Here is a 26,259-nt window from a genome sequence, read left to right on the forward strand (position 1 = left end):
CCACTATGCTGCTTCGAGAATCGAAGCGCAAGGAGTTGAGCCATGGCGGACCAGTCCGTGCCCCGGCCGGGATCCCCCGTTCGCGGTTCGTCCACCGGACGTCCCGTGATGGCGGCGCTGGACCTGCTTGGGCGGCGCTGGACGCTGCGCGTGATCTGGGAGCTCCACCGGGCGCCGGCCGGCTTCCGTGAGCTCCAGCGGCGCTGCGACCGGATGTCCTCGAGCGTCCTGACCACCCGGCTGGCCGAGCTGACCGACGTCGCCCTCGTCGAGGAGGGCGCCGACGGCTACCGGCTCACCCGGCTCGGCCGCGAACTCGTCGAATCGCTCCTGCCGCTGGACACCTGGGCCCGCCGGTGGGAGAAATCGCTCCGCCGGTGAGCTTTCACCTGCTGAAAACACGGCTGGTCCCGGCCCGGTCCCGGCAGCGAAAGTGTGGTCGTCGCATCTACACCGAAGGAGCTGCAGATGACTGCGTTCGTGCGCGACCAGTGGTACGTCGCCGCCTACGGGAGCGAGGTCGGGCGGGAGCTGCTGGCGAGGACGATCCTGGGCGAGCCCATCGTCTTCTACCGCACCGAAGCCGGGGAAGTCGTCGCGCTGGCCGACCGCTGCGTGCACCGCCGCTACCCGCTGTCGGAAAGCCGCCTGGACGGGGACCGCATCGTGTGCGGCTACCACGGCTTCACCTATGAGCCCTCCGGCAGCTGCGTGTTCGTGCCCGGCCAGTCCCGGATCCCGCGCACCGCGCGCGTGCCGTCCTATCCGGTCGTCGAGCAGGATTCGTTCGTGTGGGTGTGGATCGGCGACCCCGCCCGCGCCGACACCACGCTCATCCCGCGCGCGCCGTGGCTCGCCGATCCCGCCTACACCACCGTCTGCGGCATGGAACCGCTGGCCGCGCGCTACGAGCTGCTCGTGGACAACCTGATGGACCTGTCCCACGAGACCTACCTGCACGGCGGCTACATCGGCACGCCGGAGGTCGCCAACACCCCGATCACCACCGAGGTCGACGAGGACCGGCGGATCATCTACGTCAGCCGCCACATGGACGACGCGGCCTGCCCGCCGTTCTACGCGAAGTCGACCGGCATCGAGGGCCGCATCACGCGCTGGCAGGACATCGAGTACCACCCGCCGTGCCTGTACCTGCTGCACAGCCGTATCGCGCCGGTCGGCGTGCTGCCCAACGCCGACGGCACCGACCCGGACGGGTTCCACGTCGAGGTCGTCTACGCGATCACCCCGGAGACCGAGCACTCGACCCACGACTTCTGGGCCGTGGCGCGGGACTTCGCGCTCGACGACCAGGAGGTGTCCGACTTCCTCGCGCAGAGCAACCGCACCGTGGTGCTGCAGGACGTGGAGGCGCTCGACATCCTGGAGCGGGTCATCCAGGCCGAGCCGCAGGGCTACCAGGAGCTGTCGGTCAACATCGACACCGGCGGCCTGGCCGCGCGCCGCATCCTGAAGAAGATGGCGGGCGAACCGGAGAAGGCCGCCACGCGATGACCGAACGGACCGCGATGCTGCACGGCGACACCGTGTACCGCATCCACTGGAAACTGGGCACCGATCTCCTCATCGGCGTCTGCCACTGCGGCGCCGAGCACGAGTCGGAGGACCCGGTCGAGCTGTGGGAGTGGCTGCTGGCCCATCCCGACGGCCACGACGACCCGGCGCCCGCCGGTGACCCGGTGCTCGCCGGAGCGGGGAGTGCGCGATGACGGCGGTGCTGACCGAAGTGGAACTCGACGTTCTCCTGGAGCGCAAGGAAGAACTCGCCGCGGGCGTGGTGCGGCTGACCCTGCGGCACCCCGCCGGCGAGCCGCTGCCGGAGTGGGAGCCGGGGGCGCACCTGGACCTCGTGCTGGGCGAGGGGCTGGTGCGGCAGTACTCGCTGTGCGGCGATCCCGCGGACCGGAGCGTGCTGCAGGTCGCGGTGCTGCGCGAGCCGGACGGGCGCGGCGGATCGGCCTGGGTGCACGACCGTCTGTCCACAGGGGACACCGTGCGGATCTGCGGGCCGCGCAACCACTTCCGGCTCGTGGACTCGCCGCGGTACCTGTTCGTCGCGGGCGGGATCGGGATCACGCCCATCGTGCCGATGATCGCGCGGGCCGAGGCGTCCGGCGCGGATTGGCGGCTGGTGTACGGCGGGCGGTCGCGGGCGTCGATGGCGTTCCGCGAGGAGCTGGTGGCGCGCTACGGCGACCGGGTGGAGATCCGGCCGCAGGACGAGACCGGGCTGCTGGACCTCGACGAGTTGCTGGGCGCACCGCGCGACGGCGTGGCGGTGTACTGCTGCGGGCCGGAGCCGTTGCTGGCGGCGGTCGAGCAACGCTGCGCCGCGTGGCCGCCGGGCTCGCTGCACGTGGAGCGGTTCTCCCCGAAGGCGGGCGCGGACGCGGGGGAGCGGACGACGTTCGAGGTGGAGCTCGCGGCGTCCGGCCGGACCGTGACCGTGCCCCCGGACAAGTCGATCCTGGCCGCGGTCGAGGAAGCCGGGGTGAGCGTGCTGTCGTCGTGCCAGGAGGGCACCTGCGGGACGTGCGAGACGCCGGTGCTCGACGGCGTGCCGGACCACCGGGACTCGCTGCTCACGGACGCCGAGCGCGCGGCGAACGACACGATGATGATCTGCGTGTCGCGCTCGTGCGGGCCGCGGCTCGTGCTGGATCTGTAGGCCGGCGCGGGGCAGGATGATCGGATGGACGGCGAAGTCCGGACGGTGACCGGCAAGGTGCTCGCGCTGCTCGGCGCGTTCACCCCGGAATGCCCCGAGCTGACCCTGTCGGAGCTGGCGCGCCGGGCCGGGCTGTCGCTGGCGACCGCGCACCGGCGGGTCGCGGAACTGGTCGCGTGGGGCGCGCTGGAGCGCGGCGCGGACGGCCGGTACCGCGTCGGGTTGCGGTTGTGGGAGGTCGCTTCGCTGGCGCCGCGCGGGCTGGCCCTGCGTGAGGCGGCGATGCCGTTCCTGGAGGACCTGTACGAGGTCACGCACGAGAACGTGCAGCTCGCCGTGCGGGAGGGCCTGGAACTCGTGTTCGTGGAACGGATTTCCGGCCGCAAGGCGGTTCCGGTGTGGACGCGGGTGGGCGGCCGGTTCGCCCTGCACGCGACGGGTGTCGGGCTGGCACTGCTCGCGCACGCGCCGGTGGAGGTGCAGGAGGAGGTGCTGGCCGCGCCGTTGCAGGCGTACACGCCGAAGACGGTGACGAGCCCGGCCCGGCTGCGCGAGATGCTCGCCGCGGTGCGCCAGACCGGCTACGCCGTCAGCGACGGCCAGGTGACCACGGACGCGGTCTCGGTGGCGGCGCCCGTGCGGGACGGTTCGGGTGCGGTGATCGCGGCCGTGTCGTTGGTGGTGCATGCCGACGGTGCGCAGCCGGCGGCGTTGGCGCCGTTGGTGCAGGCGGCGGCGCGGGGGATTGGCCGGGCGTGTGGTTCCCCTGGTGGGGCGCGGGTGTTTCCGCGGGAGCCGATTGCCCGGTGAGTGCGCGCCGCGCTCGTGTTGCCTGGGTGCTGCCGCGCTTGTGTTGCCTGGCGAGGCGTCACCGCGCGCGTGCGGGGTGGTTCGGGTGCGGTGGTCGCGGCCGTGTCGCTGGTGGTGCACGCCGATGGTGCGCAGCCGGCTGCGTTGGTGCCGTTGGTGCAGGCGGCGGCGCGGGGGATTGGCCGGGCGTGCGGTTCCCCTGGTGGGTGCGGGTGTTCCCCCAGCAGCCGCGTGCCCGGGGAGCCCTCCCCACCCGGCGGACCGAATCTCAGCCTGGAACCGCGATCGTCCCCTGGGCGCCACCATATGTTCCGGCCACCTGGCCGCGAGTGACCTGCTCACGGTCCAATCACCGCGGCAGATGCACCTCAGCTCGTCAGCAGCTTGCGCACCTCCGCGATCTCGTCGTCGTTCACCAGGTGCTCGCGGTCCTCGTACACGCGCAGCGTCACCGCGGCTCCCATCCGCTCCAGCAGCCTCGCCGTGGCCTCCGCTCGCTCCAGCGGCACCCACTCGTCGTAGCGGCTCGTGCCCGCGAACACCGGCGTGCCCGCCAGCGACCCCGACGGCGCGCGCTCGTCCGGCCCCAGGTACCCGCCGGTCAGCAGCGCCGCCCCGGCGTACCGCCGCGGCGAGCGCACCAGCAGTTCCGACAACAGGCACGCCCCCTGCGAGAACCCGACCAGGAACACGTCCTCCGCCCCGATCCCGGCCTCGGCGATGCGCGCCAGGAACGCCGCCATCGCGTCCAGCGCGTGGTCCGCCCACGGCTGGTTCGCCGCGAGCGGCTGCATGAACCCCGCCGGGTACCACGTCTGCCCCGCGGCCCGTGGCAGCACGTACGCGATGTCCGGCACCGCGACCCGGTCGAGGATCGCGAGCATGTAGTCCGGCGTCTGACCTCGCCCGTGCACGACGAGCGCGGCGCGCCGGGCCCGGTCCAGGGGCGCGCCGGCGAAGACCGGGTCCGGTTCCAGGTGCGGGTTGCTCACGGAACGGATCGTATCGGCCACGACCGACAATTCCCGGCGTTAGCGTTCCGGCATGAGCTTCGCCGAGTTGCACCGGACCGGGAAACCCCTGCTGCTGCCCAACGCCTGGGACTACGCGTCCGCGGCCGTCCTCGTCGCCGAAGGCTTCGCGGCCATCGGCACCACCAGCCTGGGCGTCGCCGCCGCGGCCGGCCTGCCCGACGGGACCGGGGCGACCAAGGACGAGACCGTCGCCCTCGCCCGCAGGCTGACCCGGCTGCCCTGCTACGTCACCGTCGACATCGAAGGCGGCTTCTCGGACGACCCCGGCGAGGTCGCCGCCCTGGGCGCGGAACTCGCCGCGCTCGGCGTGGCCGGGGTGAACATCGAGGACGGCCGGGACGGCGGGCGCCTCGCCGAGCCCGCGCACCAGCAGCGACTGATCAGCGCGCTCAAGGACGCCGCGCCCGGCCTGTTCGTCAACGCCCGCACCGACACGCACTGGCTCGGCACCGGCGACGACCCCGTGGCCCGGGTCCGCGCCTACCGCGACGCCGGGGCCGACGGGGTGTTCGTGCCCGGACTGACGGACGAGACGACGATCGCCGCGGTCGTCGCGGCGGTCGACGTCCCGGTGAACGTCCTGGCCGGCCCGCCCCTGCGGCGGCTCGCCGAGCTCGGCGTCCGGCGCGTCAGCTGCGGGTCGCTGCTGTTCCGGGCCGCGCTGGAGGCCGTGGTCCGCACAGTCGACGCGGTCGCGGCGGGCGGCGCCATCCCGCCTGTCCCGTCCTATGCGGACGTGCAGGCGCTCAGCTCGCCCGGAACAGCCGCCGCACCACGGTCGCCAGGATCGCCAGCAGCGCCACGGTGAACCCGGCCAGCGCGATCCGCACGTCCACCGCCTGGGTGGCCACCCCGAGCGCGAGCACCGGCACCGCCAGCCCGGCGTAGGCGGCCAGGAACAGCCCGGACAGCGCCTCGCCACGGCTCTCCGACGGGGCCAGGCCGAGCACGATCCCGACGCTGGCCTTGAACCCGGCGCCCGCTCCGGCGCCCGCGAGCACCGCGCCGAGCAGGAACAACGCGAGGCTCGGCAGCCACACCGCGACCGTCACCAGCACCAGGCCCGCCGTCAGCAGGCCGAGCCCGGTGGCGAGCAACCGACGCAGCGCCGTCCGCGCCAGCACGATCTGCGCCACCGCCGCGGACCCGAACACCGCGAACACGCTCGCCCCAGCCAGCGCGTGCGAGTGCTGGTGCAGGGTGTTCGCCAGGAACCCCGGCGCGAGCGAGGTGAACATGCCGAACACGGCGAACTCGGCGAGCGCGGCCGCCCCCGCGGCCAGGTAGCGGGCGCGGGCGTGCGGCGGCACCGAGACCCGCTGCGGGTGGTAGCGCACGCGCGTGGCGGTCACCGTCTCCGGCGCCAGCGTCACCGCGAGCGCGCCGATCAGCATCAGCACCTGGAACACCAGGTACGGCACGTGCAGCGGGTCGCCGGCGTACTCGGCCAGCAGCCCGGCGACGAGCGGGCCGAGCCCGATGCCGCCGAGGTTCGCCGCGGTTGCTACGACGTCCGCCCGGGTCCGCGAAGCGCCCGGCCGCGCCGCCAGGTGCAGTTCGGTCAGGTGCGCGGTGGCGGTCGCGGTGAGCAGGCCGATGCTGATGCCGGACAGGAACCGTGCGGCGAGCAGCGCGGGCACCGCCGACCAGGCCAGGAACACGATCCCGGCGAGCACGTTGACCAGCACGGCAGGCACCAGCACCCGGCGCCTGCCCACCCAGTCGGACACGTGCCCGGCGACGAACAAGCTGGCGATCACGCCCAGCGCGTACGCGGCGAAGACGAGGGTGACGGTGAACGGGCCGAACCCGTCCTTGGCCTGGTAGAGCACGTAGAGCGGGGCCGGGGCGGCGGAGAACCCCATGGTCACCGCGAAGGTGTAGGCGACGAGCCAGAAGCCCGCGCCGTGACGGCGGGACGTGGTGCGCGGGGGAAGGGCCTCGATGATCACGACCCCAGAGTGCGCCCGTCTGCTCATCTCGTCCAACGAATGTTTTCGCTGGCAGCTATCGCGGTGTTAGATAGGTGGTGTGGAACTGCGTCAGCTGTCGTACTTCGTGGCGGTCGCCGAGGAACTGAGCTTCACGCGCGCGTCGCAGCGGTTGCGGGTCGTGCAGTCGGCGGTGTCGACGGCGATCCGGGCGCTGGAGCGGGAGGTCGGGGCCGAGCTGTTCGACCGGGACAGCCGCCGGGTCGCGCTGACGGCCGCCGGCGCCGCGATGCTGCCCGAGGCGCGAACCGCGCTGGCCGCGGCGCGCGCGGCGGCGCAGGCCGCGGCGGAAGCGAGCGGCGAGGTGCGCGGTGCGGTCACCATGGGCACGCTCCTTTCGACCGGGCGCGTCAACGTGCCCCGGCTGCTGGGCCGGTTCTCGCGACGGTACCCGCACGCGGCCGTGCGGTTGCAGTACTCGCCGTCGGGCTCGGCGGGACACGTGCGGGCGGTGCTCGACGGGCGGATGGACCTGGCGCTGGCGTCCCTGGCGGGCAAGGTGCCGGCGGGGCTGGCGCACGAGATCGTGACGGAGGAGGACCTGAGCCTGCTGGCCGCGCCGGACCACCCGCTGGCGAGCCGCAGCGGGGTGACGCTCGCCGACCTGGCGGAGGAGTCCTTCGTGGACTTCCCGATGGGGTGGGGGAACCGGACGCTGGTGGACCGCGCCTTCGCCGGGGCCGGGCTGAGCAGGCAGGTGCCGCTGGAGGTGTCGGACTACGGCACCGCGCGGGCCCTGATCTGCCAGGGGCTCGGGATCGGTTTCCTGCCCTCCGGCGCGGCGGGGAACATGGCGGGCGTGGTGCCGGTGCCGCTGGCCGAGCCGCTGCGCTGGTCGGTGTCGCTGATCCACGCGACGGCGCGGCCGCTGTCTCCCGCGGCGGCGGCTTTGCTGCGGGAGGTGCACGCGGAGCTGGGGGCCGAGGTGTCGTGACTCCTGGCGGCCGGGTGCTCGGGGGATTCTGCGGCTGCGTGGCCGCCGCGCACGGGCCCGGGGAATCGTCAGGCCGGCGGGTGCGGGGTCTCCAGGCTTTCTGCCGTCCCCGTGGGGGTTTCGACGGTGTCGGTTGCCCTGGCCGAGCGGCTGTCGCTGATCCACGCGACGGCGCGGCCGCTGTCTCCTGCGGGGGAGGCCGAGTTGTCGTGACTGGTGGTGGCCGGGTGCTCGGGAGATTCTGCGGCTGGGTGGCCGTCGCGAACGGGGCCGGCGGAATCTGCACGTCGGCGGGTGCGGGGTCTCGAGGTTTCCTGCTGTCCTCGTGGGGGTTTCGACGGTGTCGGTGCCGCTGGCCGAGCGGCTGTCGCTGATTCACTCGACGGCGCGGCCGTTGTCTCCTGCGGCGAGGGCGGAGTTGTCGTGACTGCTGGTGGCCGGGTGGTCGCGGGTTTCTGCGGCTGGGCGGCCTGCTGTCCCCGTGGGGTTTCGACGGTGTCGGTTGCCCTGGCCGAGCCGCTGTCGCTGATCCACTCGACGTGGCGACTGTCTCCTGCGGCGGCGGCCTGCTGCGGGAGGTGTACCCGGCCTGCATATTCCGCGGGCTCCAGGTTTCGCGCTGCCCGCGCGGTGGTTTCGACCGTGCAGGCCGAGCCGCTGCGCTGGCCGCTGTCGCTGATCCACGCGACATCGCGGCCATTGTCCCCGCTGAGCTGGGGACCTACCGTGCAGCCTCCAGGTTGCCCGCCATCGTCGCCAATGCCCGGACGGCGACGGCGTACTGGTCCTTCGTCAGCCCGGCAACGGACAGTTCGCGGAAGCGCCGCACCCGCTCGGCGATCTCGCCCCTCGCCGCGCGGCCCTCGTCGGTGAGCGCGCCGTCCACGGTGGTCCAGCCGCGGGCCACCAGGTCGGCTCGTGCCTCCGCGGCGCCGTCGAACACCTCGAGCGCGTCCGCACCATGCCGTGAGGTGTTGAGAGCCTGCCAGTGACGGCGCGTCAGGCCGCGGTCGGCGAGCACCCGCGTGAGGCCGTCCTCCAGCAGGTTGTCCACGTGCTTGAGCCAGAAACCGATCGGCTTGTCGAGCGGGTCCACGACAACTCCTATGTAAGATGACATGTAGTTGTCTTCGAGTATGGATGAGGACGGGCATGGACCGCAACGCCGATTCGATCGCCCGCGCGCTGGCCACTCTGCGCCGGGCGCAGTCACGGCGCGCACTGGGCCGCTTGTCGCGTGAACGGGGGAGGACCAGCCCGGTGCCGGACGCCGTGTACGAGCTGCTGGACATCGTCGCGGCGGCCGGGCGCGCGCCGACGGTCACCGAGGCCGCCGCCGCGCTCGGGATCGACCAGCCCCGGGCGAGCCGCTTGACCGCGCAAGCTCTGGAAGCGGGACTGGTGCGCCGGCGCGCCGATCAGGCCGACGGCCGCCGATCACTGCTGGAACCCACGGCCCAGGGCCGTAGGGCGATCGAGGAGATCCAGGCGTTCCGTGCCAGGGTGGTGGCCGAGGTGACGGCCGGGTGGGATCGGGACGACCGGGCGGCGCTCGCGAAGCTGCTGGCCCGGTTCACGGAGGACTTCAGCGCGCTGGTGCGCTGACCGCGATCTTCAGGCGGCGTGCGCCCGCTGCGCGCGCAGCGCGGCGAGCCCGGCCTCGGTGGGCACGACGGGCACATCCTCGACTCCCGAGCCGGACGGCGCGGAGATCAGCTTGCGCCAGCGGAGCCGGTCGAGCGCCTCGCACTCCCACGGCGGGACGCGCCCGGCCGCGGCGCCGTCGGGGCCGGCCCACATGTAGCACGTGGGCGCTCCCCACAAGCCGTTGTGGAACAGGATGAGCCCGGCGGCCGCGTCGGCCAGGGCTTGCATGTCTTGCGCGGTCATACCACAAAGGGTGCCCCTCGGCGAGACGAGCACACATCAGCCGAACCACCGAGTCGGCTACGTATTGTCATCTGTACGTGTGGTCTGGCGCACAAGAGCTTCCAGCACGTCGACCGCGACCGGCAGCGCCGCCTCGTCCACGTCGAAGTACGGGTTGTGGTGCGGCGCGGGGTTGCCGCCACCGATCACCGTGTAGGTGGCGAGACCGCCCGCGCGCTGCACGGCCTCGGCGAAGAGGCTGGCATCGTCGCTGCCGCCCATCTCGTGCGTCCGCAGCGCCCGCTCGCCGTGACCGGTCGCGGCGGCCGCCGCGAGCACCGCGTCCAGCAGCTCGTCGTCGCAGTTCAACGACGTGGAGCCGCCGGTCTCCTCGATCTCCACCGCCACGCCCTGCGCCTGCGCGGCGCCGCACAGGACCTGCTTGATCCGCTCGGTGAGGTCCGCGTTCACCGCGCCGTCCGTCGACCGCGCCTCGCAGGTCAGCTCCGCCGCCGCGGGCACGATGTTGACGTTGCCCCCGGCGTGCAGGGTGCCGACGTTGACCCGCGTGTCGGCGGCGGAAAACCGCGGCAAGCCGTGGATGCCGAGGACGGCCGTCGCGGCGGCGAGCAGCGCGTTGCGGCCGTCCTCGGGCGCCGCCGCCGCGTGCGAGGCGACCCCGGTGAACCGCGCACGCATCTTCGTCGTCGCGAAGATGCCGGTGATCCCAGCCGCGACGGTCGTCGCGGGCAGGTCGAGGCCCAGGTGCACGGCCAGGAAACGGTCGACCCCGGCGACGGCGTCCGCGGCGAGCATCGCGCGGGCGCCCCGGCCGCCCTCCTCGGCGGGCTGGAACAGGAACCGCACCGTGCCGGGGAAGTCGCGGTCGGCCAGCCGCCGCGCCAGCGCCAGTCCGATCGCCACGTGCCCGTCGTGCCCGCAGGCGTGCATGAACCCCTCGTACCGCGAGCGGAACCCGTCGGCCGCGGGGGTGTGCGCGGGGTCGTCGGCCTCGGTGACCGGCAGCGCGTCCATGTCGAACCGCAGCGCCCAGACCGGGCCGGGGCGGCGGCCGGCGAGGTCGGCGATGATCGCCGTGCCCTCGGTGGCGAACCGCCGCACGTCCGCGGCGTCCGCGCCCGTCGCGACCGCCCGGTCGGCGAAGTCCCGGAGCGTGGCCTCGTCCGGGTAGGCGGGCACGCCCTCGCGCCGCATCGCCGCGACGCCGGTGCGCACCTCCACCGGGAGTTCCCGCAGGTGCGCGAGGACCGTCGCCGCCGTCCGCACCTCGCAGAAGGCGGGTTCGGGGTGCGCGTGCACGTCCCGGCGCAGGGCGACCAGATCCATCAGGCTCCTCTCCTCGCCGCGGGTGCACGTGCACCCCCGGCCCGAACGGGACGTCCCCGAAGTAGAACACGGCCGGCAACGCCGCTGACACCGCCCAGAACGGGGACCGGCCCGAGCGGCCCGGAATTGTCGGTGGTGCTCGTTAGCCTCGGCGTGCTGGATGGATCACGACGAGGGGGACCCGATGACCGAGCTGTTCGAGCTCCGGCAGTACACGCTGCACCCGGGACGGCGCGACGAGCTGATCGCGTTGTTCGACAACGAGTTCGTGGAGTCGCAGGCCGAGGCGGGCATGCGGGTGTACGGCCAGTTCCGCGACCTGGACGACCCGGACCGCTTCGTGTGGATCCGGGGATTCCCGGACGCCTCCCGGAGAGCCGAGTCGCTGGCCGCTTTCTACGAGCGACATCCCGCGTGGCTGGCACACCGGGAGGCCGCCAACGCGACGATGATGGATTCGGACGACGTGCTGCTGCTGACCCCGGTGGCCGGCGACCTCGACGCGGCTCGCGCATCGCCGCCGGCTCGCGCGGGTGGGGACGGTGCGGCGGGGTTCGAGATCGTGATCTGCCACCCGGAGGATCCGGATGCGTTCCCGGAGCTTTTCCGCCGCGAGGTGCTGCCCGCGCTCGCCGAAGCGGGTGCGCCACCGCTGGCGTCCTTCCGGACTTCGGCGCACCGCAACGACTATCCGCGCCTGCCGGTCCGCGAGGGCGAACAGGTTTTCGTCTGGCTGAGCAGATCCGCGGCCCCGGCCGGCCTGCTCCCGGCCGGGTCACCGCCACCCCAGCGGCTCCGCCTGGCGCCGACGCCGCGTTCCTGGCTGCGATGAGCCGGCTGTCCACAAGGGAGGTACGGAACCTGGATCCTGACAACTGAAAACGCTCGGAGGCGCACTGGAGTCACGGTTGCGAGCCGCGGCGGAGACCCTGGGTGGCGCGGCACCAAGATGCGAGACGACATCGCGCCCCTCGTGCAGGCCGCGCGGCCGGGCGGCCTGGGGGTGGGCGGTGTGCACCGTCCCGGGAGGGGATCCGCGCGGCCGCTTGATCCCTGGGCGGCCCGCGTGCGGGCCGGGTTCACCGCCGCGGGAGGAAACTTCGCCCGGCGCTTGAGGGTTCGGCGGCTTGCGCGTGGGCTGGGTTCGGCCGTGGGAGGGGAATTCGTTTCGGCGTTTGGTGGTTCGGTGGCCTGCTTGCGGGCCGCGTTCACCGCGGTGCCGGGGAAAATCCGCCCGGCGCCGGCGGCTGTCCGGCCCGCGTGGGCCTGGTTCAGCGTCGTGCGAGGAGGGGGATCCGGCCGCCCTCCAGGACGGCTTCCACCTGCCTCGGGGAGAGCCGGTGCCGCAGCGGGATGTCCACCCCCGCGGTCGTGTCGGTCGCGGTCAGCTCCTCGCCTTCGGTCAACTGCGAGCGCAAATCCCGCAGCGCCAGCACGTGTCCCTGCTCGACGCGGTCGTAGTCGGCCGGATCGGTGAACTCCAGCGCGAGGATCCCGAAGTTGGCGAGGTTCTGCCAGTGGATCCGCGCGAACGACTTCGCGATCACCGCGTGCAGACCGAGGTGCCGCGGCGTGATGGCGGCGTGCTCCCGCGACGAGCCCTGCCCGTAGTTGTCCCCGCCGACGACGAAATGCCCGCCCTCCGCCTCACGTGCCCGTGACGGGTACGTCTCGTCGACGCGGGTGAACGTGAAGTCCGCCAGCTTCGGGATGTTCGAGCGGAACGGCAGGGCCGCCGCGCCAGCCGGGGAGATCTCGTCCGTCGAGATGTTGTCGCCCACCTTCAGCAACACGACGGCCTCGATGTCGTCCGGCAGGGGCGGGAAGTCCGGCAGCGCCGAGATGTTCGGCCCCTTCACCAGTTCCTCGCGCGCGGCCCGCTCCGGCGGCAGCGGCGGCACCAGCATCGCCGTGTTGACCGTCGCCCGCTCGGGCAGCACCACCGACGGGTAACCCATGCTCAGCTCATGCGGATCGGTGATCACCCCGGTCAGTGCGGCCGCCGTCGCGGTCTCCGGCGAGCACAGCCACACCCGGTCCTCTCGCGTCCCGGACCGGCCGGGGAAGTTCCGCGGGAACGTGCGCAGCGAATTGTGCCCGGCCGCCGGCGCCTGCCCCATCCCGATGCACCCCAGGCACCCCGCTTGGTGCAGCCGCGCGCCCGCGGACACCAGGTCGAGCGTCGCACCCATCTTGGTCAGGTCCGCGAGGATCTCCCGCGACGTGGGGTTCACGTCGAAGCTCACCGCGTCGTGCGTCTGCCGCCCGCGCACCATCGCCGCCGCCACCGCGAAGTCCCGCAAACCCGGGTTGGCCGACGAGCCGATCACCACCTGCCGCACCTCGGTACCCGCCACCTCCCGCACCGGCACCACGTTGTCCGGCGACGACGGGCACGCGATCAGCGGCTCCAGCGCGGACAGGTCGATCTCCTCCGCCACGTCGTACACCGCGTCCGGATCGGCGACGAGCTCCTCGAAATCCGAAGCCCGGTCCTGCGCCCGCAAAAACTCGAGCACCGCATCGTCCGCCGGGAAGACCGTCGTCGTCGCGCCGAGTTCCGCGCCCATGTTCGCGATCACGTGCCGGTCCATCGCCGACAACGACGCCAGGCCCGGCCCGTGGTACTCCACGATCCGGTTCAGCCCGCCCTTGACGCCGTGCCGGCGCAGCATCTCCAGGATCACGTCCTTCGCCGACACCCACTCCGGCATCGCGCCGGTCAGCCGCACGCCCCAGAGCTCCGGCATCCGCAGGTACAGCGGTTCCCCGGCGATCGCCATCGCGACCTCCAGCCCGCCGACCCCGATCGCGAGCATGCCGAGCGACCCCGCGGCGCACGTGTGCGAGTCGGACCCGACCATCGTCCGCCCCGGCACGCCGAACCGCGCCATGTGCGTCGGGTGCGAAACCCCGTTGCCCGGCTTGGAAAACCACATCCCGAACCGGCGGCACGCCGACCGCAGGAACGCGTGGTCCTCGGCGTTCTTCTCGTCCGCCTGCAGCAGGTTGTGGTCGACGTACTGGACGCTCACCTCGGTCCGCGCCCGGTCCAGCCCCAGCGCCTCCAGCTCCTGCATCACCAGCGTGCCGGTGGCGTCCTGGGTCAGGGTCTGGTCGACCCGCAGGCCGATCTCGCGACCCGGCACCGGCTCACCCGACACCAGGTGGCTGTCGATCAGCTTGCGGGCGACCGGGAACCCCACAGCTACCTCTGGCTGGCTCGCACGAACTGTTCCCGCGGGTGGTGCTGCTCGCCGGTCGCGACGACCTGGCGCCGGAACGGTAGCGAGATCAGCCAGTCCGCGGCGATCCGCGTCTTGCGGTGCGCGGTCGGCATCGTCATCAGGTGGTACGCGCGGTGCAGCGCCCACGCCGGCCAGCCACGCAGCTTCACGCCGTAGATCTGTGCGACCCCCTGGTACAGGCCAAGGCTCGCGACCGACCCGGCGTAGGAGTGCCGGTAGCCCGCCAGCGGCCCGCCGCGCAGCGTCGCGACGATGTTCTTCGCCAGCACGACCGCCTGCCGCGACGCGTGCTGCGCCGACGGCGCGCACACCGCGCCCGGTTCCTTGCTGGTCACGTCCGGCACCGCGGCGGCGTCGCCGGCCGAGAACACGCCCGGCGCGCCGTCCACCTCCAGCGTCGTCGCGCAGCACACCCGGCCGCGCGGGTTCAGCGGCAGGTCGGTGTCGGCGAGCATCGGGCTCGGCTTGACGCCCGCGGTCCACACGATCGTGTCAGCGTCGAACTCGGTGTCGTCGCCCAGCACGACGTGGCAGTCCTCGCACGACTTGAGCGTCGTGCCCAGGTGTACCTCGAAGCCGCGTTTGGTCAGCACGTCGAGGGTGTAGCTCGCCAGCGACGAGCTGACCTCCGGCATGATCCGGTCGGCCGCCTCGACCAGCACCCACCGCAGCTCGGAGCGGTCGATGCCGTAGTCCTTGAGCGCGTGGCGGGTCATGTCCTCCAGCTCCGCCATCGCCTCGATGCCCGCGTAGCCGCCGCCGACGAACACGAACGTCAGCAGCTTGCGCCGCAGCTCGCGGTCCATCGTGCTGGCCGCCAGGTCGAGCCGGGACAGCACGTGGTTGCGCAGGTAGACGGCCTCCTCCAGGGTCTTGAAGCCGATGCCGTGCTCGGCCAGGCCCGGGATGGGCAGCGTCTTGGACACCGAGCCGGGCGCCACCACGAGGATGTCGTATCCGAGCTGCTCGACGTGCCCGTCGGCGACGCGCAGCGTGACCGACTTGGACGTGGTGTCCACGCCGGTCGCCTCGGCGGCCATCACCTTGCAGCCGGGCAGCACCTCGCGCAGCGGCACGACCACGTGCCGCGGTTCGACGGAACCGGCCGCGGCCTCGGCGAGGAACGGCTGGTAGGTCATGTAGGACCGCGGGTCGATCACGGTCAGCTGGGCTTCCTCGGCGGTGAGCCGCTTGCGCAGCTGCCGGGCCGTGGTGGCGCCGACGTAGCCCCCGCCGATGATCACGATGCGGGCGGGGTCAGCCACGCAGCGCCTCCTCGTCCGTCTCGAACTCCACTTCCTGCTGCTGCTCGGCGACGTCGCCGGGGTCTGCCTCGGGCGGGAGCCCGGGCTCCAGGCCGGTCTGCCGCGGAGCGTGCACGTTCTGCCGTTGCGCCAGCGCGTCGGCCTCCGGCGCCTCGGGGTCGGGCGGTAGCGGCGATTCCCGTTCCAGCGCCTCGCGCACGGACTCCTCGTCGGGCTCGGTCACGCGGGTTCCCTCCTCGTGTCAGTGGGTGTTCTCGAGTTCGGTGATCGCGCGTTCGACACCCGCGACCACGTCCGGGTGGCCCAGCGGCAGTGGCGCGGGGATCCGGTCCTCGGCGCCGCCGGTGCTGTGCGCGACGACCCGCACCGGCACACCGGACTTCGCGAGCGCGTCGATCCGCTCCCGGTGGTCGTCCTCCCAGTGCCGGTCGGCGATCTCGCCGTCACCCGGCGGCACGAACTGGTCCGCGGCCGGGTCGACCAGCAGGAGCGAGCGCAGCGCGCCGCTGTGCTTCTCCGCCAGCCGCAGCGCTCCGTCGGCGAACGGCCCGCTCGCCACCACGTGCACCGCTTCGGCGGGCGGGTCGGACAGAAGGTCGTCCGCCTGGGTCAGCCCGCCGTCGGAGGGCAGGCGGCACCACACGACCTGCCACTGGCTCGTCTTGTCCCGCCAGGTCGCAGGCAGTCCCTCGTGCTTGGCCAGGCCGGTCGGATCGAGCACCAGCACGGTCGGCCCGTCCGGGGTACCTTCGGTAACGGCGGCCGGGCCCTCGGCACGCACCGGGTCCGGGGAGTAGTTCATCAACCGCTCCTTTCTCCGGTCTCTTGGCTACCCGGGGCGCCGCCGCCCTACACGGATCACGTGCGGACAGGGGATGGACATGCGAGAGCACCTGCAGGAGGTCGCCGACTTCAACGTCCCGGTCACGTCGGCCGAGGACACCGAGATGATCGTGGCGCAGCGCCGGCGCGCGGTGCGCGCGGTCGCGTCCGCGGCGGAGAACGCCGAGGACTGCGCGTTGCTGCTGGACGCGCTCGGGTTGAAGCCGGCGGAGGGGATCGCGCCGGTTCCGGCGCAACGGCTCGGCTGATCGGGTGTAACGCTGGTCACGGTCGCCGCCGGATGGGGAACGGCGCGGCCGGGCCGGCGTTGCCACAGGTGGTAGCTGCCGACCACCGCGGAGGATCGTCATGGCCCTGGCTGACATCGAGCTGCGCACGCTCGCCGGTGAGACCGCGACGCTGGGCGGGCTGGGCCGCAAGGCCCTGCTCGTCGTGAACGTCGCGTCGAAGTGCGGCCTGACGCCGCAGTACGCCGCGCTGGAGCGGCTGCAGGAACGCTACGGGGACAAGGGTTTCTCCGTCGTCGGGTTCCCGTGCAACCAGTTCGCGGGCCAGGAGCCGGGCAGCGCCGAGGAGATCGCCACGTTCTGCTCGGCGACCTACGGCGTCACGTTCCCCATGTTCGAAAAGATCGAGGTCAACGGCCCCGGCAGGCACCCGGTCTACGCCGAGCTGGTGGAGACGCCGGACGCCGACGGCGCGAGCGGGGACGTGCAGTGGAACTTCGAGAAGTTCCTCGTCGACCCGGACGGCAAGGTCGTGGCGCGCTTCCGGCCGCGGACCGACCCGGAGGCCCCGGAGGTCGTCGAGGCCATCGAAGCGGTGCTCCCGGCCGCCTGAATCGGTCAAAGCTTTGACAAATCCGGCGGGGTATCTTAGTGACCTGCGCCACGGACGCCAAGGGGCCAGTTCCTAGAACCGCCGCTTGGCGTCCATCGCCGCGGGGCTCGTCGTCAGCTTCTCCAGCAGGCCGATCAGGATCGTCTGCTCCGGCTTGGTCAGCGCGTTGGCCCACGCCTGCTCGCGGGCGTTGTGGGCCTCGTACGCGCTGGTGATCGCCTCGTGGCCGGCCTCGGTGAGGTTCAGCAGCACCGCGCGCCGGTCGTGCTCGGCCTGCTTGCGGGACACGAGCCCGTCCCGCTCCAGCGTGTTGACCAGCGCGGACACCGCCGCGCGGCTCATCCCGGACAGCTGTGCGACCCGCTTCGCCTCCATCGGGCCGGCCAGCCACAGCGCGAACAGGACCCGGAACCCGCCCCAGCTCCACCCGCGCGGCCGGTGCACGGTCGACTCCCAGTCGTACACGAGTGCGCTGGTCAGGCGGTGCAGCGTCAGACCGAGGCGCATCGCGGTGGCGTCGACCGCCGGCAGTTCGGCGGTCGTCCGCGCGATCGCGTAGTCCACGAACGTCAGGTAGTCCAGCTCGTCGGGGGCAGCCGGTTCTGCGGTCATGCGCCCCAGGCTAGGCGCTGCCCGCCCGCTCATCCGAACAGCGTCCTGATTCGGAAGTAGTCTTCCCTTGCGGAGTGGTCCGCGTTACTCTGACGTCCGTCAAATAGTCAAAGCTTTGATCAAAGGAGGTGCGGGGTGGCTCAGAAGTCGTTCGCCTCGTCCGGCGACCTGACGGAGAAGGAGCAGACCCTGGAGGTGCTCGAGGACGGGGTCTACGCGCTCACCGCGGAGGGCGACCCGAACGTCGGCGCCATCGAGGGGGAGGACTTCCTCGTCTGCTTCGAGGCGCTGGCCACCCCGGTCGCGGCCCAGGACTGGCTCGCGAAGCTGCGCGAGCACACCGACAAGCCCGTCCGGTACCTCGTGCTTTCGCACTACCACGCGGTGCGCGTGCTCGGCGCCTCCGCGTTCGACGCCGAGGTGATCGTCGCGCACGAGAACACCCGCGCCCTGGTCGCCGAGCGCGGCAAGGAGGACTGGGAGAGCGAGTTCGGCCGGATGCCGCGGCTGGCCAAGGGCGCCGAGTCGGTGCCCGGCCTGACCTGGCCCACCCTGACCTTCTCCGACCGGCTCACCATCGACCTCGGCGGCGACCGCGGCGACCTCGTGCTGCAGTACTGCGGCCGCGGGCACACCGAGGGCGACATCGTGGCGTGGCTGCCGCGCCAGAAGATCCTGTTCGCGGGCGACCTGGTGGAGGCCGAGGCCGCGCTCTACACCGGCGACGCCTTCCACCGCGACTGGGCCTCGGGCACGCTGGACCGGGTCAAGGCGTTCGGCGCGGAGGCGCTGGTCGGCGGCCGCGGCGCGGTCAGCAGGGGCCGGGACGCCGTCGACGCCGCGATCGAGCAGACCCGCGGCTTCCTGGACGTGATGATCCGCGAGGTCGGCGCCGTGCAGCGCGCGGGCGGCACGCTCAAGGAGGCCTTCGAGCGCACCCACGCCGCGCTGGCCCCGCAGTACGGGCACTGGCCGATCTTCGAGCACTGCCTGCCCTTCGACGTCTCCCGCCTGTGGGACGAGCTGTCCGGCATCGAACGCCCGGTCATCTGGACCGCGCAGCGGGACCGCGAGGTCTGGGACCAGCTGCAGGGCTGAGCGATGACGACGACAGACCCCTCGACCAGACATCACCGTGTGGCGGTGATCGGCAACGGCCCGGTCGGCCAGACGACCGCGCTGCTGCTGGCCAGGTGGGGCGTTCCGGTGCTGCTGCTGGACGGGCGGCCGGAGCGCGACCTGGTCGGCTCCAAGGCGATCTGCCAGCAGCGCGACGTGCTCGACGTGTGGGAGGCCGTGGGCGCCGGACGGCGGATCGCCGCCGAGGGCGTCACCTGGACCACCGCGCGCACCTTCCACCGGGACCGCGAGTTGTTCGCCTACTCGATGGCCGATCCCGGCCGCTCGGCCTTCCCGCCGTTCGTCAACATCTCCCAGGCCCGCACCGAGGAGATCCTGGACGAGCGGATCGCCGCCGAGCCGCTGATCGACGTGCGCTGGGGCCACCGGGTCACCGGCATCGCCCAGGACGACGACGGCGTCACGCTCACCGTCGACGGCCGGGGCGACGTGCGCGCCGACTACGCGGTGGCGTGCGCCGGGGCCCGCGGCGACGACATCCGCCGGATGCTCGGCGTCGGCTTCGGCGGGCACTCCTTCGACGACCGGTTCCTCATCTGCGACATCCGCGCCGACATGCCCGGCTGGGCGCAGGAGCGGCGGTTCTACTTCGATCCGGAGTGGAACCCCGGCCGCCAGGTGCTGATCCACCCGTGCCCCGGCTCGACGTTCCGCATCGACTGGCAGGTCCCCGGCGACTACGACCTCGCCGCCGAGGAGGCCAGCGGCGCGCTGGACGCCCGCATCCGCGCGATCATCGGCGACCAGCCCTACGAAATCGTGTGGAAGTCGGTGTACCGCTTCCACTCGCGGGTGGCCGACCGGATGCGCGTCGGCCGGGTCCTGCTCGCCGGGGACTGCGCGCACCTGGTGTCGCCGTTCGGCGCGCGCGGCCTCAACTCCGGGGTCGGCGACGCCGAGAACGCGGCCTGGAAGCTCGCGTTCGTCCTGCACGGCTGGGCGGACGAGGAGCTGCTGGAGTCCTACCACGACGAGCGGCACGCGGCGGCGCTGGAGAACATCGCCGTCACCACCGCCACGATGGACTTCCTGGTGCCGCAGACCGACGAGCAGCACCACCGGCGCCGCTCGGTGCTGGAGGCGGCGGCGACCGATCCGGCGGTGCGGGCGCAGGTGGACTCGGGGCGGCTGGCCGAGCCGTTCTGGTACGTGGACTCGCCGCTGACCACGCCGGCGGCGACGCGGCCGTTCACCGGGCGCCCGCCGCGCGGCGAGGTGCCGCCTGCCGGTCCGGGGATTCTGGCGCCGGACGTGCCGGTGTCGGTGACCGGTTCCTCGTGCGGCCGGTTCCGCGAACTGGCCCGCGACGGCGTCCTGCTGCTCACCACCGACGGGGTGGACCTGGACCCGTCCGCGGACGCAGTGGACACCGGGGCGCCGGTGCGGATCCTGCGCCTGGCCGAGATCGACGTGACCGGCGTGCTCGCCGAAGCGCTGGACGCGCGGCCCGGCGAGGTGTGGGTGATCCGCCCGGACGCCTACGTGGCGGCCGTCCTCACCGACATGGCGGAGGTGCCCGGGGCGGTGAACCGGGCCCTCGGACAACCCGCCGCCGAACGTATCCTGCCCGGTGCCGGCACATGAGAGGGAGGACCATGGGCAGGATCGCCGTCACCGGGGCCACCGGGCAGCTGGGTTCGCGGGTGGCCGCGCTCCTCGCGGAGCGGGGTGTGCCGCAGCGGTTGTGCGTGCGTGACCCGGCGCGGGCGCCCAAGACCGAGGGCGCCGAGGTCGTCGCGGCGGACTACGCCGACACCGCCGGGTTCCGTGACGCGCTGGCCGGGGTTTCGACGCTGTTCCTGGTGTCCGGCCACGAAGGTCCGGAGCGGATGGAACTGCACCGCAGCGCGGTGCGGGCCGCCGCCGAGGCCGGGGTCGACCGCGTCGTCTACACCTCCTTCCTCGGCGCGGCCCCGCTGGCGACGTTCACCTTCGCCCGCGAGCACGCGGAGACCGAGCGGCTGATCCGGGAGTCCGGGCTGCGGCTGACGGCGCTGCGCAACACGCTCTACGCCGACGTCGCGCCGCACTTCGTCGGGCCTGACGGGGTGCTGCGCGGCCCGTCCGCCGACGGGCGGCTGGCGTGGGTGGCGCGGCAGGACGTGGCGCGGCTGGCCGTGGAATGCCTGCTCGACGACGCGCACGCCAACCAGGTCTACGACGTCACCGGCCCCGAAGCCATCGACCTGCACGAGACCGCGGCCCTGCTGAGCGAGGTCACCGGGCGGAAGATCACCTACCACGCCGAGACACTGGAGGAGGCGCGCGCGTCGCGGGCGGGCGCGCAGGAGTGGGAGATCGACGGCTGGGTCGGCTCGTACGCGGCCATCGCGACGGGCGAGGTGTCGGTCACCAGCCACACCGTCGAGCACGTCACCGGGCGGCGTCCGTGGACCTTCGCCGAGTTCCTCGCCGCCGAGCCGGAGGCGTGGGCGCACCTGAAGTGAGGCGGGCGGCCACCGCCGGGACGTTCAGCGTGCTGACGGTGGCCTTCACGCTCCCTGACCGGGGTGACTATCATCGAGACCCGAGAAGATCACCCCGAGAGGCACCGCGCATGGCGTCGGACAGACCGGCATCCCCCTCGGTCGACCGCACGCTGACCGTGCTGGAGACCCTCGTCGAGGCCGGTGAGGGCCTCACCCTCACCGCGCTCGCGCGGGCGACGGCCATCCCGCTCGCCACGTGCGCCTCGATCGTCTACACACTGGAAAGCCGCGGGTACGCCCGACGCCGGATCGTCGGCCGCAGCCACTTCTGGCGCGCCACCCCCCGCCTCTACGAGGTCGCCGCGCCGCTGGCAGGCGAGGCGACGGCGGCGCGGTCCCGATGATCGTCGCCGTCGAGCTGGCCGTGCTGGTGGCCGTCGTCCTCGTCGTCACCGGCATCGCGCAGCGCCTCAACTGGTCGCCGCCGCTGTGCCTGGTGCTGATCGGCGTCGCGGCGTCCTTCGTCCCCGGCGTGCCGGACTACCACCTCGACCCCGAGGTCGTCCTGATCGGCCTGCTGCCGCCGCTGCTGTACGCCACCGCGATCCGCACGCCGCTGTTCGACTTCCGGGCCAACCGCGTGCCGATCGCGGCCCTGTCCGTCGGCCTGGTCGTGTTCACCACGCTCGTCGTCGGCTGGGTCGTGTGGCTCATCGTGCCCGGCATCCCGCTGGCCGCCGGGTTCGCGCTCGGCGCGGTCGTCGCGCCGCCGGACGCGGTCGCCGCCACCGCGGTCGCCCGCCGGGTCGGCATGCCGCGCCGCATCGTGCGGATCCTGGAGGGCGAAAGCCTGCTCAACGACGCGGCCGCGCTCGTGTCGCTGCGCACGGCCATCGCCGCGATCGCCGGGGCGGTCAGCATCTGGGAGGTCGGCGGCGACTTCCTGCTCGCCGCTGGCGGGGGCGTCGCGGTCGGCGCGCTGATCGGGTGGGCGGCGAGCCTGCTGCGCCGCCGCCTGACCGACCCGGTGATGGACACCGCGTGGTCGCTCGTCATCCCGTTCCTGGCCTACCTGCCCGCCGAAGCCATCCACGGCTCCGGGGTGGTGGCGGTCGTCGTGGCCGGGCTGATCATGGGGCACCAGACGCCGAAGCTGCTGTCCGGGCCGTCCCGCCTGGCCAGCAGGCTGAACTGGCGCACCGTCCAGTTCCTGCTGGAGAACGTCGTCTTCCTGCTGATCGGGCTGCAGGTGCGGCGCATCGTCGAGGAGGTCGGCGACTCCCGGCTCGCGTGGTGGGAGCTGACGCTGATCTGCGCCGGCGTGCTGGCCGCGACCATCCTCGCCCGGATCGTGTGGGTGTTCGGGTACGGGTTCGTGGCGCGGATGCGGCCGGGCGAACGCACCCCGTGGTCGTACTTCGCGGTGATCTCGTGGGCCGGGATGCGTGGCGTGGTCACGCTCGCCGCCGCGTTCGTGCTCCCCGACGACACCCCGCAGCGCGCGGTGCTGGTGCTGGCGGCGTTCGTCGTCGTGGCCGGAACGCTGCTGCTGCACGGCATGACCCTGCCCGGCCTGGTGCGCCGCCTGCGCCTGCCGCCGCCCAACCCGGCGGAGGACGCGCTGCAGGAGGCCGCGCTGCTGCACGACATGACGTCCGCGGGCCTGGCCCGGCTGGAGGAGATCCGCCGCCCGGCCGACCCGCCCGAGGTCATCGACCGGTTGCGGGACAAGCAGTCCTACCGGTCGGACTCGGCGTGGGAGAACCTCGGCAGGCTCAGTTCGCTGGAGGAGACCCCCAGCGACGCGTACCGTCGGCTGCGTGCCGAGATGCTCGCGGCCGAGCGGGACGTCCTGCTCACCGCGCGGGACCGGGGCACCGCCGACGACGAGGTGCTCCGGCGGGTGATGGACGGACTGGACATCGAGGAGTCGCTGCTGGAGCGACCCGAGGAGGAGCCGGGCATGGAACGTGAGCTGGAGACCCCCGAGGCCACGGCGGGCACCTGCGAGCACCTGGAGAAGGCACGCGTGCCGGAGACCGACGCCGAGGGCTGCGTCGACTGCCTGCGCGAGGGCTCGTCGTGGGTGCACCTGCGGCTGTGCCTGGAATGCGGGCACGTCGGCTGCTGCGACTCGTCGCCGCGCAAGCACGCCACGCAGCACTTCCACGACACGCGTCACCCGGTGATCCGCAGCTACGAGCCCGGCGAGAACTGGCGCTGGTGCTTCGTGGACGGGATCGTCGGCTGAGCGGGGGCGCCGCCGGCGCCCCCGCCGCGCGTCAGAACGGGTAGCCGGCGACGTCGCCGCGCATCGTGACCCAGCGGGTCTCGGTGAACGCCTCGATGTTCGCGGCGGGCCCGCCGAAGCGGGAGCCGGTGCCGGAGTCGAACACGCCGCCGAACGGGGCCAGGGCCTCGTCGTTGACCGTCTGGTCGTTGATGTGCGCGATGCCGGTCGGGATCCGGTCGGCCAGCGCGAGTCCCTTCGCCACGTCCGCGGTGATGATGCCCAGCGACAGCCCGTACTCGCTCTCCGACGCGAGCTTCGCGGCCTCGTCCAGGCTGGTGAACTTCGCGACCGGGGCGACCGGGCCGAACACCTCCTGGTCGTAGGCGGGCACCGAGGGGCCGGCGCCGGCGAGCACGGTGGCGCGGTAGAAGAGGTCCTCGTACGTGCCGCCCGCGGCGACCTTCGCCCCGGCGTCCACACTGGACGTCACCAGGCCGTGGATCTTGTCGCGCTGCTTGGCGTCGATGATCGGGCCGAGCGCGACCTGGTCGGTGAACGGGTTGCCCACCGGCAAGTGGTCGGCCTTCTCCGCGAGGCGGTCCACGTACTCGTCGTAGAGCGAGGCGTGCACCAGGTGCCGCCCGGTGGTCATGCAGATCTGGCCCTGGTGGAAGAACGAGCCCCACGCCGCGGCGCTCATCGCCTGCTCCAGATCGGCGTCGTCGAGCACGATCAGCGCCGAGTTGCCGCCCAGCTCCAGGTGGGCGCGCTTGAGGTGGCGGCCGGCGGACTCGCCGACCGCGCGGCCCGCGGCGGTCGAGCCGGTGAACGAGATGACGCGGACGTGCTTGTCCTCGACCAGCGCGGCGCCGACGTCCGGGCCGCCCGGCAGCACGTGCAGCACCCCGGCGGGCAGCCCGGCCTCCTCGAAGACCCGGGCCAGCGCCACGCCACCGCAGACCGCGGTGCGGGGGTCCGGCTTGAGCACGACGCTGTTGCCCAGCGCCAGCGCCGGCGCGACCGAGCGGATCGACAGGATCAGCGGCGCGTTGAACGGCGCGATTACGCCCACCACACCGGCAGGCACGCGGCGGGCCATGCTCAGCCGCGGCGCCTCGCTCGGCAGGACCTCGCCCGTCGGGTGGGAGGGCAGCGCGGCGGCCTCGTAGCACTCCTGCGCGGCGACGTGCAGTTCGAAGTCGGCCTTGCCGGGGATGCTGCCGGACTCGCGGATCAGCCAGTCCTTCAGCTCGGCGGCGTGCTGCTGCCACAGGTCGCCGGCGCGGCGCAGGACCGCGGCGCGTTCTTGGAAGGAGGTCGCCGCCCAGGCGCGCTGCGCCTCGGCCGCCTTGGCCGCCGAGGCCGCCAGGTCCTGGGGCGAGGCGATGCCGACGCGCCCCAGTTCGTCGCCGGTCGCGGGCTCGATGACGGCCGCGTCGCCGCCCGCCGCGCGCTCCCAGCTGCCGGTGAAGACGCGTCCGGTCCACTTCTCGTCGTCGAGAAAGCTCACTGTCACTCCTGATGCGCGAGGTTTTCCGCCATCCTCCTGAGCTGTTCCGGGCACGCCAGTGGGTCTTTCACTGAGTGGAAGCCCGGAAAACTGTCGGTGGTGGCTGGGAAGATCGCGCCCGTGGACGACTCGAAGATCCGGCGGACGCTCGCCTCGCACGGCCCGGTGCGGCGGCGGCCACGGGAGGTGCTCGAACGGATGCTGGCGCGGGCGGGGGAGGACCTGTCGCCCGCGGAGCCCGTGGCGGCTCTGGAGGCGCGGATCGCGTCGCTGCTGGGCAAGCCGGCGGCGTTGTTCTTCCCGAGCGGGACGATGGCGCAGCAGGCGGCGCTGCGGGTGCACGCGGACCGGTCCGGGCGGCGGACCTTCGCCGCGCACCCGCACACGCACCTGGACAACTGGGAGGAGCAGGGTTACGCGGCGGTGCACGGGCTGCGGTTCCGGCCGGTGGGGGACCGCAACGAGCTGATGACGCTCGCGGACCTGGAGGCGGTGGGGGAGCCGCTCGCGGCCATGGTGTGGGAGCTGCCGCAGCGGGACCTCGGCGGGTTGCTGCCGTCGTGGGACGAGCTGGTCGCGCAGGTCGGTCTCGCGCGCTCACGCGGCGCGGCGGCGCACCTCGACGGCGCGCGGCTGTGGGAGTCGCAACCGTTCTACGGCAAGGAGTTCGCCGAGATCGCCGGGCTGTTCGACAGCGTGTACGTGTCGCTCTACAAAGGACTGCAAGGCGTGCGGGGAGCGGTGCTCGCCGGCGACGAGGCGCTGGTGTCGGAGGTGGCGGTCTGGCGCCGCCGACTTGGCGGCGCGATCCCCGACGCGTGGCCGCTGGCGCTCGCGGCCCTGGACGGGCTGGACTCGGTGCTGCCGCGGATGCCGGAGTTCCACGCCCACGCCCGGTCCCTGGCGGCGGCGATCAACCAGGACGGCGTGGCGTACGCGCACCCGGACCCGCCGCAGGCCGGGATGTTCCACGTCCACCTCCCGGCGCCGAAGGCCGCGGTGGAGCGCGCGGCGGAGGAGCTGATCGCCGAGAAGGGCGTGCAGTTGTTCCTGCGGGTGCGCTCGGCCCCGGACCCCCGGCGGTGCTCCTTCGAGGTCAGTGTCGGGGAGACCACAATGGACTTCACGCCGCCGGAGGTGGTCGCCCTGCTGCACGAGCTGCTCGACGGCGCGCGCTGAGCCGCGCCGCGGGCGATCGTCAGGTGCGGGAAGCAGCCGAGAAGTCTCCAATGGCTGCTCGATCGTGCGCACTGAACCGCGCCGCGGGCGGTGTCAGCCGCTCGGGCGCGGGAAGCAGCCGAGGAACCGCTCGGCCACGCCCCGGTCGCCGGTCAGTGCGGCATCGTTCAGGCGGGCGCCGAGGAAGACCAGCGACCGCAACTTGCTCGCGTTGGTCTTCAGCGGCTGGTCGACCGCGCGCCGAGCGGCGCCGGTGACCGTCCCGCGCCCGGGTGCGGGAAGCAGC

General features: G+C 73.0%; 28 protein-coding genes. 17 read left to right on the forward strand and 11 right to left on the reverse strand.

What is annotated here, in order from left to right:
* Window positions 1–42 precede the first annotated feature (42 nt).
* The 5 genes from ACCP09_RS12070 to ACCP09_RS12090 all read left to right on the forward strand — a co-directional run bounded on the left by ACCP09_RS12070 (window position 43) and on the right by ACCP09_RS12090 (window position 3,499).
* On the forward strand, window positions 43–381 hold the full coding sequence (locus tag ACCP09_RS12070; protein ID WP_027928635.1) for a winged helix-turn-helix transcriptional regulator: 339 nt from the start codon (window positions 43–45) through the stop codon (window positions 379–381).
* An 87-nt stretch (window positions 382–468) separates the two neighbouring features.
* On the forward strand, window positions 469–1,515 hold the full coding sequence (locus tag ACCP09_RS12075) for an aromatic ring-hydroxylating dioxygenase subunit alpha (protein WP_027928636.1): 1,047 nt from the start codon (window positions 469–471) through the stop codon (window positions 1,513–1,515).
* The gene (locus ACCP09_RS12080) at window positions 1,512–1,730 is read left to right on the forward strand and encodes a hypothetical protein (protein WP_123685887.1); all 219 of its coding nucleotides are present in this window, start codon (window positions 1,512–1,514) and stop codon (window positions 1,728–1,730) included. Before ACCP09_RS12075 ends, ACCP09_RS12080 begins: the two co-directional genes overlap by 4 nt.
* Complete coding sequence (locus tag ACCP09_RS12085; RefSeq protein ID WP_433745846.1) at window positions 1,727–2,689, forward strand: PDR/VanB family oxidoreductase; 963 nt, start codon at window positions 1,727–1,729, stop codon at window positions 2,687–2,689. Before ACCP09_RS12080 ends, ACCP09_RS12085 begins: the two co-directional genes overlap by 4 nt.
* A 24-nt stretch (window positions 2,690–2,713) precedes the next feature.
* The gene (locus tag ACCP09_RS12090) at window positions 2,714–3,499 is read left to right on the forward strand and encodes an IclR family transcriptional regulator (protein ID WP_431905259.1); all 786 of its coding nucleotides are present in this window, start codon (window positions 2,714–2,716) and stop codon (window positions 3,497–3,499) included.
* Between the two features lie 368 nt (window positions 3,500–3,867).
* On the opposite strand, the gene ACCP09_RS12095 is transcribed toward ACCP09_RS12090, so the two are convergent.
* Window positions 3,868–4,491 carry an alpha/beta hydrolase gene (locus ACCP09_RS12095; protein ID WP_433745850.1) on the reverse strand — a complete coding sequence of 208 codons (624 nt, stop codon included), beginning with the start codon at window positions 4,489–4,491 and terminating at the stop codon, window positions 3,868–3,870.
* Between the two features lie 52 nt (window positions 4,492–4,543).
* Between ACCP09_RS12095 and ACCP09_RS12100 the strand changes: the two genes are divergently transcribed.
* Window positions 4,544–5,341 (forward strand): isocitrate lyase/PEP mutase family protein, encoded by a 798-nt coding sequence (locus ACCP09_RS12100; RefSeq protein ID WP_378362465.1) that lies wholly within the window; start codon window positions 4,544–4,546, stop codon window positions 5,339–5,341.
* Here the strand turns inward: ACCP09_RS12100 and ACCP09_RS12105 are convergent.
* The gene (locus ACCP09_RS12105; protein WP_433745854.1) at window positions 5,280–6,485 is read right to left on the reverse strand and encodes an MFS transporter; all 1,206 of its coding nucleotides are present in this window, start codon (window positions 6,483–6,485) and stop codon (window positions 5,280–5,282) included. The genes ACCP09_RS12100 and ACCP09_RS12105 overlap by 62 nt on opposite strands.
* 79 nt (window positions 6,486–6,564) lie before the next feature.
* Here ACCP09_RS12105 and ACCP09_RS12110 point away from each other — a divergent pair, with 79 nt between their 5' ends.
* A complete protein-coding gene (locus tag ACCP09_RS12110) occupies window positions 6,565–7,458 on the forward strand; it encodes a LysR family transcriptional regulator (RefSeq protein WP_433745857.1) in 894 nt (297 codons plus the stop codon).
* A 721-nt stretch (window positions 7,459–8,179) separates the two neighbouring features.
* Here the strand turns inward: ACCP09_RS12110 and ACCP09_RS12115 are convergent.
* Window positions 8,180–8,554, reverse strand: a complete 375-nt coding sequence (locus ACCP09_RS12115) for a hypothetical protein (protein WP_433745860.1) — start codon at window positions 8,552–8,554, stop codon at window positions 8,180–8,182.
* A gap of 44 nt (window positions 8,555–8,598) precedes the next feature.
* Between ACCP09_RS12115 and ACCP09_RS12120 the strand changes: the two genes are divergently transcribed.
* The gene (locus ACCP09_RS12120) at window positions 8,599–9,063 is read left to right on the forward strand and encodes a MarR family winged helix-turn-helix transcriptional regulator (RefSeq protein ID WP_433745863.1); all 465 of its coding nucleotides are present in this window, start codon (window positions 8,599–8,601) and stop codon (window positions 9,061–9,063) included.
* Between the two features lie 9 nt (window positions 9,064–9,072).
* Here ACCP09_RS12120 and ACCP09_RS12125 read toward each other — a convergent pair whose 3' ends face one another.
* Window positions 9,073–9,348 carry a hypothetical protein gene (locus ACCP09_RS12125; protein WP_433745866.1) on the reverse strand — a complete coding sequence of 92 codons (276 nt, stop codon included), beginning with the start codon at window positions 9,346–9,348 and terminating at the stop codon, window positions 9,073–9,075.
* A gap of 57 nt (window positions 9,349–9,405) precedes the next feature.
* A complete protein-coding gene (locus ACCP09_RS12130) occupies window positions 9,406–10,674 on the reverse strand; it encodes an amidohydrolase (protein WP_027928646.1) in 1,269 nt (422 codons plus the stop codon).
* A 160-nt stretch (window positions 10,675–10,834) separates the two neighbouring features.
* Here ACCP09_RS12130 and ACCP09_RS12135 point away from each other — a divergent pair, with 160 nt between their 5' ends.
* A complete protein-coding gene (locus tag ACCP09_RS12135; protein ID WP_433745869.1) occupies window positions 10,835–11,506 on the forward strand; it encodes a putative quinol monooxygenase in 672 nt (223 codons plus the stop codon).
* 439 nt (window positions 11,507–11,945) lie between these two features.
* Here ACCP09_RS12135 and ACCP09_RS12140 read toward each other — a convergent pair whose 3' ends face one another.
* Genes ACCP09_RS12140 through ACCP09_RS12155 form a run of 4 tightly spaced genes read right to left on the reverse strand, consistent with a single transcriptional unit; the run spans window position 11,946 to window position 15,989 of the window.
* Window positions 11,946–13,880, reverse strand: a complete 1,935-nt coding sequence (locus ACCP09_RS12140) for an aconitate hydratase (RefSeq protein WP_433745872.1) — start codon at window positions 13,878–13,880, stop codon at window positions 11,946–11,948.
* Window positions 13,881–13,882: 2 nt separating this feature from the next.
* Window positions 13,883–15,187, reverse strand: a complete 1,305-nt coding sequence (locus ACCP09_RS12145; protein ID WP_433745875.1) for an NAD(P)/FAD-dependent oxidoreductase — start codon at window positions 15,185–15,187, stop codon at window positions 13,883–13,885.
* Entirely contained in the window at window positions 15,180–15,410 is a 231-nt protein-coding gene (locus ACCP09_RS12150; protein ID WP_017983132.1) for a hypothetical protein, read from the reverse strand. The genes ACCP09_RS12145 and ACCP09_RS12150 overlap by 8 nt, the downstream gene beginning before the upstream one ends.
* A gap of 18 nt (window positions 15,411–15,428) precedes the next feature.
* The gene (locus ACCP09_RS12155) at window positions 15,429–15,989 is read right to left on the reverse strand and encodes a hypothetical protein (RefSeq protein ID WP_433745878.1); all 561 of its coding nucleotides are present in this window, start codon (window positions 15,987–15,989) and stop codon (window positions 15,429–15,431) included.
* Window positions 15,990–16,062: 73 nt separating this feature from the next.
* On the opposite strand from ACCP09_RS12155, the gene ACCP09_RS12160 reads away from it, so the two are divergent.
* Together ACCP09_RS12160 and ACCP09_RS12165 are read left to right on the forward strand one after the other, a co-directional pair.
* Window positions 16,063–16,278 (forward strand): hypothetical protein, encoded by a 216-nt coding sequence (locus ACCP09_RS12160; RefSeq protein ID WP_027928651.1) that lies wholly within the window; start codon window positions 16,063–16,065, stop codon window positions 16,276–16,278.
* Between the two features lie 100 nt (window positions 16,279–16,378).
* On the forward strand, window positions 16,379–16,870 hold the full coding sequence (locus ACCP09_RS12165) for a glutathione peroxidase (RefSeq protein ID WP_027928652.1): 492 nt from the start codon (window positions 16,379–16,381) through the stop codon (window positions 16,868–16,870).
* A 72-nt stretch (window positions 16,871–16,942) separates the two neighbouring features.
* Here the strand turns inward: ACCP09_RS12165 and ACCP09_RS12170 are convergent, their stop codons facing one another.
* The gene (locus ACCP09_RS12170) at window positions 16,943–17,482 is read right to left on the reverse strand and encodes a MarR family winged helix-turn-helix transcriptional regulator (RefSeq protein ID WP_020422132.1); all 540 of its coding nucleotides are present in this window, start codon (window positions 17,480–17,482) and stop codon (window positions 16,943–16,945) included.
* Window positions 17,483–17,617: 135 nt separating this feature from the next.
* On the opposite strand from ACCP09_RS12170, the gene ACCP09_RS12175 reads away from it, so the two are divergent.
* The 5 genes from ACCP09_RS12175 to ACCP09_RS12195 all read left to right on the forward strand — a co-directional run bounded on the left by ACCP09_RS12175 (window position 17,618) and on the right by ACCP09_RS12195 (window position 23,302).
* Window positions 17,618–18,580 (forward strand): MBL fold metallo-hydrolase, encoded by a 963-nt coding sequence (locus ACCP09_RS12175; RefSeq protein ID WP_017983127.1) that lies wholly within the window; start codon window positions 17,618–17,620, stop codon window positions 18,578–18,580.
* A gap of 3 nt (window positions 18,581–18,583) precedes the next feature.
* The gene (locus ACCP09_RS12180; protein WP_433745885.1) at window positions 18,584–20,206 is read left to right on the forward strand and encodes an FAD-dependent monooxygenase; all 1,623 of its coding nucleotides are present in this window, start codon (window positions 18,584–18,586) and stop codon (window positions 20,204–20,206) included.
* Window positions 20,207–20,217: 11 nt separating this feature from the next.
* Entirely contained in the window at window positions 20,218–21,069 is an 852-nt protein-coding gene (locus ACCP09_RS12185) for an SDR family oxidoreductase (protein WP_433745888.1), read from the forward strand.
* A gap of 110 nt (window positions 21,070–21,179) precedes the next feature.
* Window positions 21,180–21,455, forward strand: a complete 276-nt coding sequence (locus tag ACCP09_RS12190; RefSeq protein ID WP_027928655.1) for a helix-turn-helix domain-containing protein — start codon at window positions 21,180–21,182, stop codon at window positions 21,453–21,455.
* Window positions 21,452–23,302: a Na+/H+ antiporter gene (locus ACCP09_RS12195; RefSeq protein WP_027928656.1), complete on the forward strand. Its 1,851-nt coding sequence runs from the start codon at window positions 21,452–21,454 to the stop codon at window positions 23,300–23,302. The genes ACCP09_RS12190 and ACCP09_RS12195 overlap by 4 nt, the downstream gene beginning before the upstream one ends.
* A 31-nt stretch (window positions 23,303–23,333) precedes the next feature.
* On the opposite strand, the gene ACCP09_RS12200 is transcribed toward ACCP09_RS12195, so the two are convergent.
* Window positions 23,334–24,794: a benzaldehyde dehydrogenase gene (locus ACCP09_RS12200; RefSeq protein WP_027928657.1), complete on the reverse strand. Its 1,461-nt coding sequence runs from the start codon at window positions 24,792–24,794 to the stop codon at window positions 23,334–23,336.
* Window positions 24,795–24,893: 99 nt separating this feature from the next.
* On the opposite strand from ACCP09_RS12200, the gene ACCP09_RS12205 reads away from it, so the two are divergent.
* The gene (locus ACCP09_RS12205; protein WP_433745893.1) at window positions 24,894–25,973 is read left to right on the forward strand and encodes a threonine aldolase family protein; all 1,080 of its coding nucleotides are present in this window, start codon (window positions 24,894–24,896) and stop codon (window positions 25,971–25,973) included.
* The last annotated feature ends 286 nt before the right edge of the window (window positions 25,974–26,259 follow it).

Origin of the sequence: Amycolatopsis sp. 3B14 (assembly GCF_050958625.1) — a bacterium.
GTDB classification, from domain to species: Bacteria; Actinomycetota; Actinomycetes; order Mycobacteriales; family Pseudonocardiaceae; genus Amycolatopsis_E; species Amycolatopsis_E thermoflava.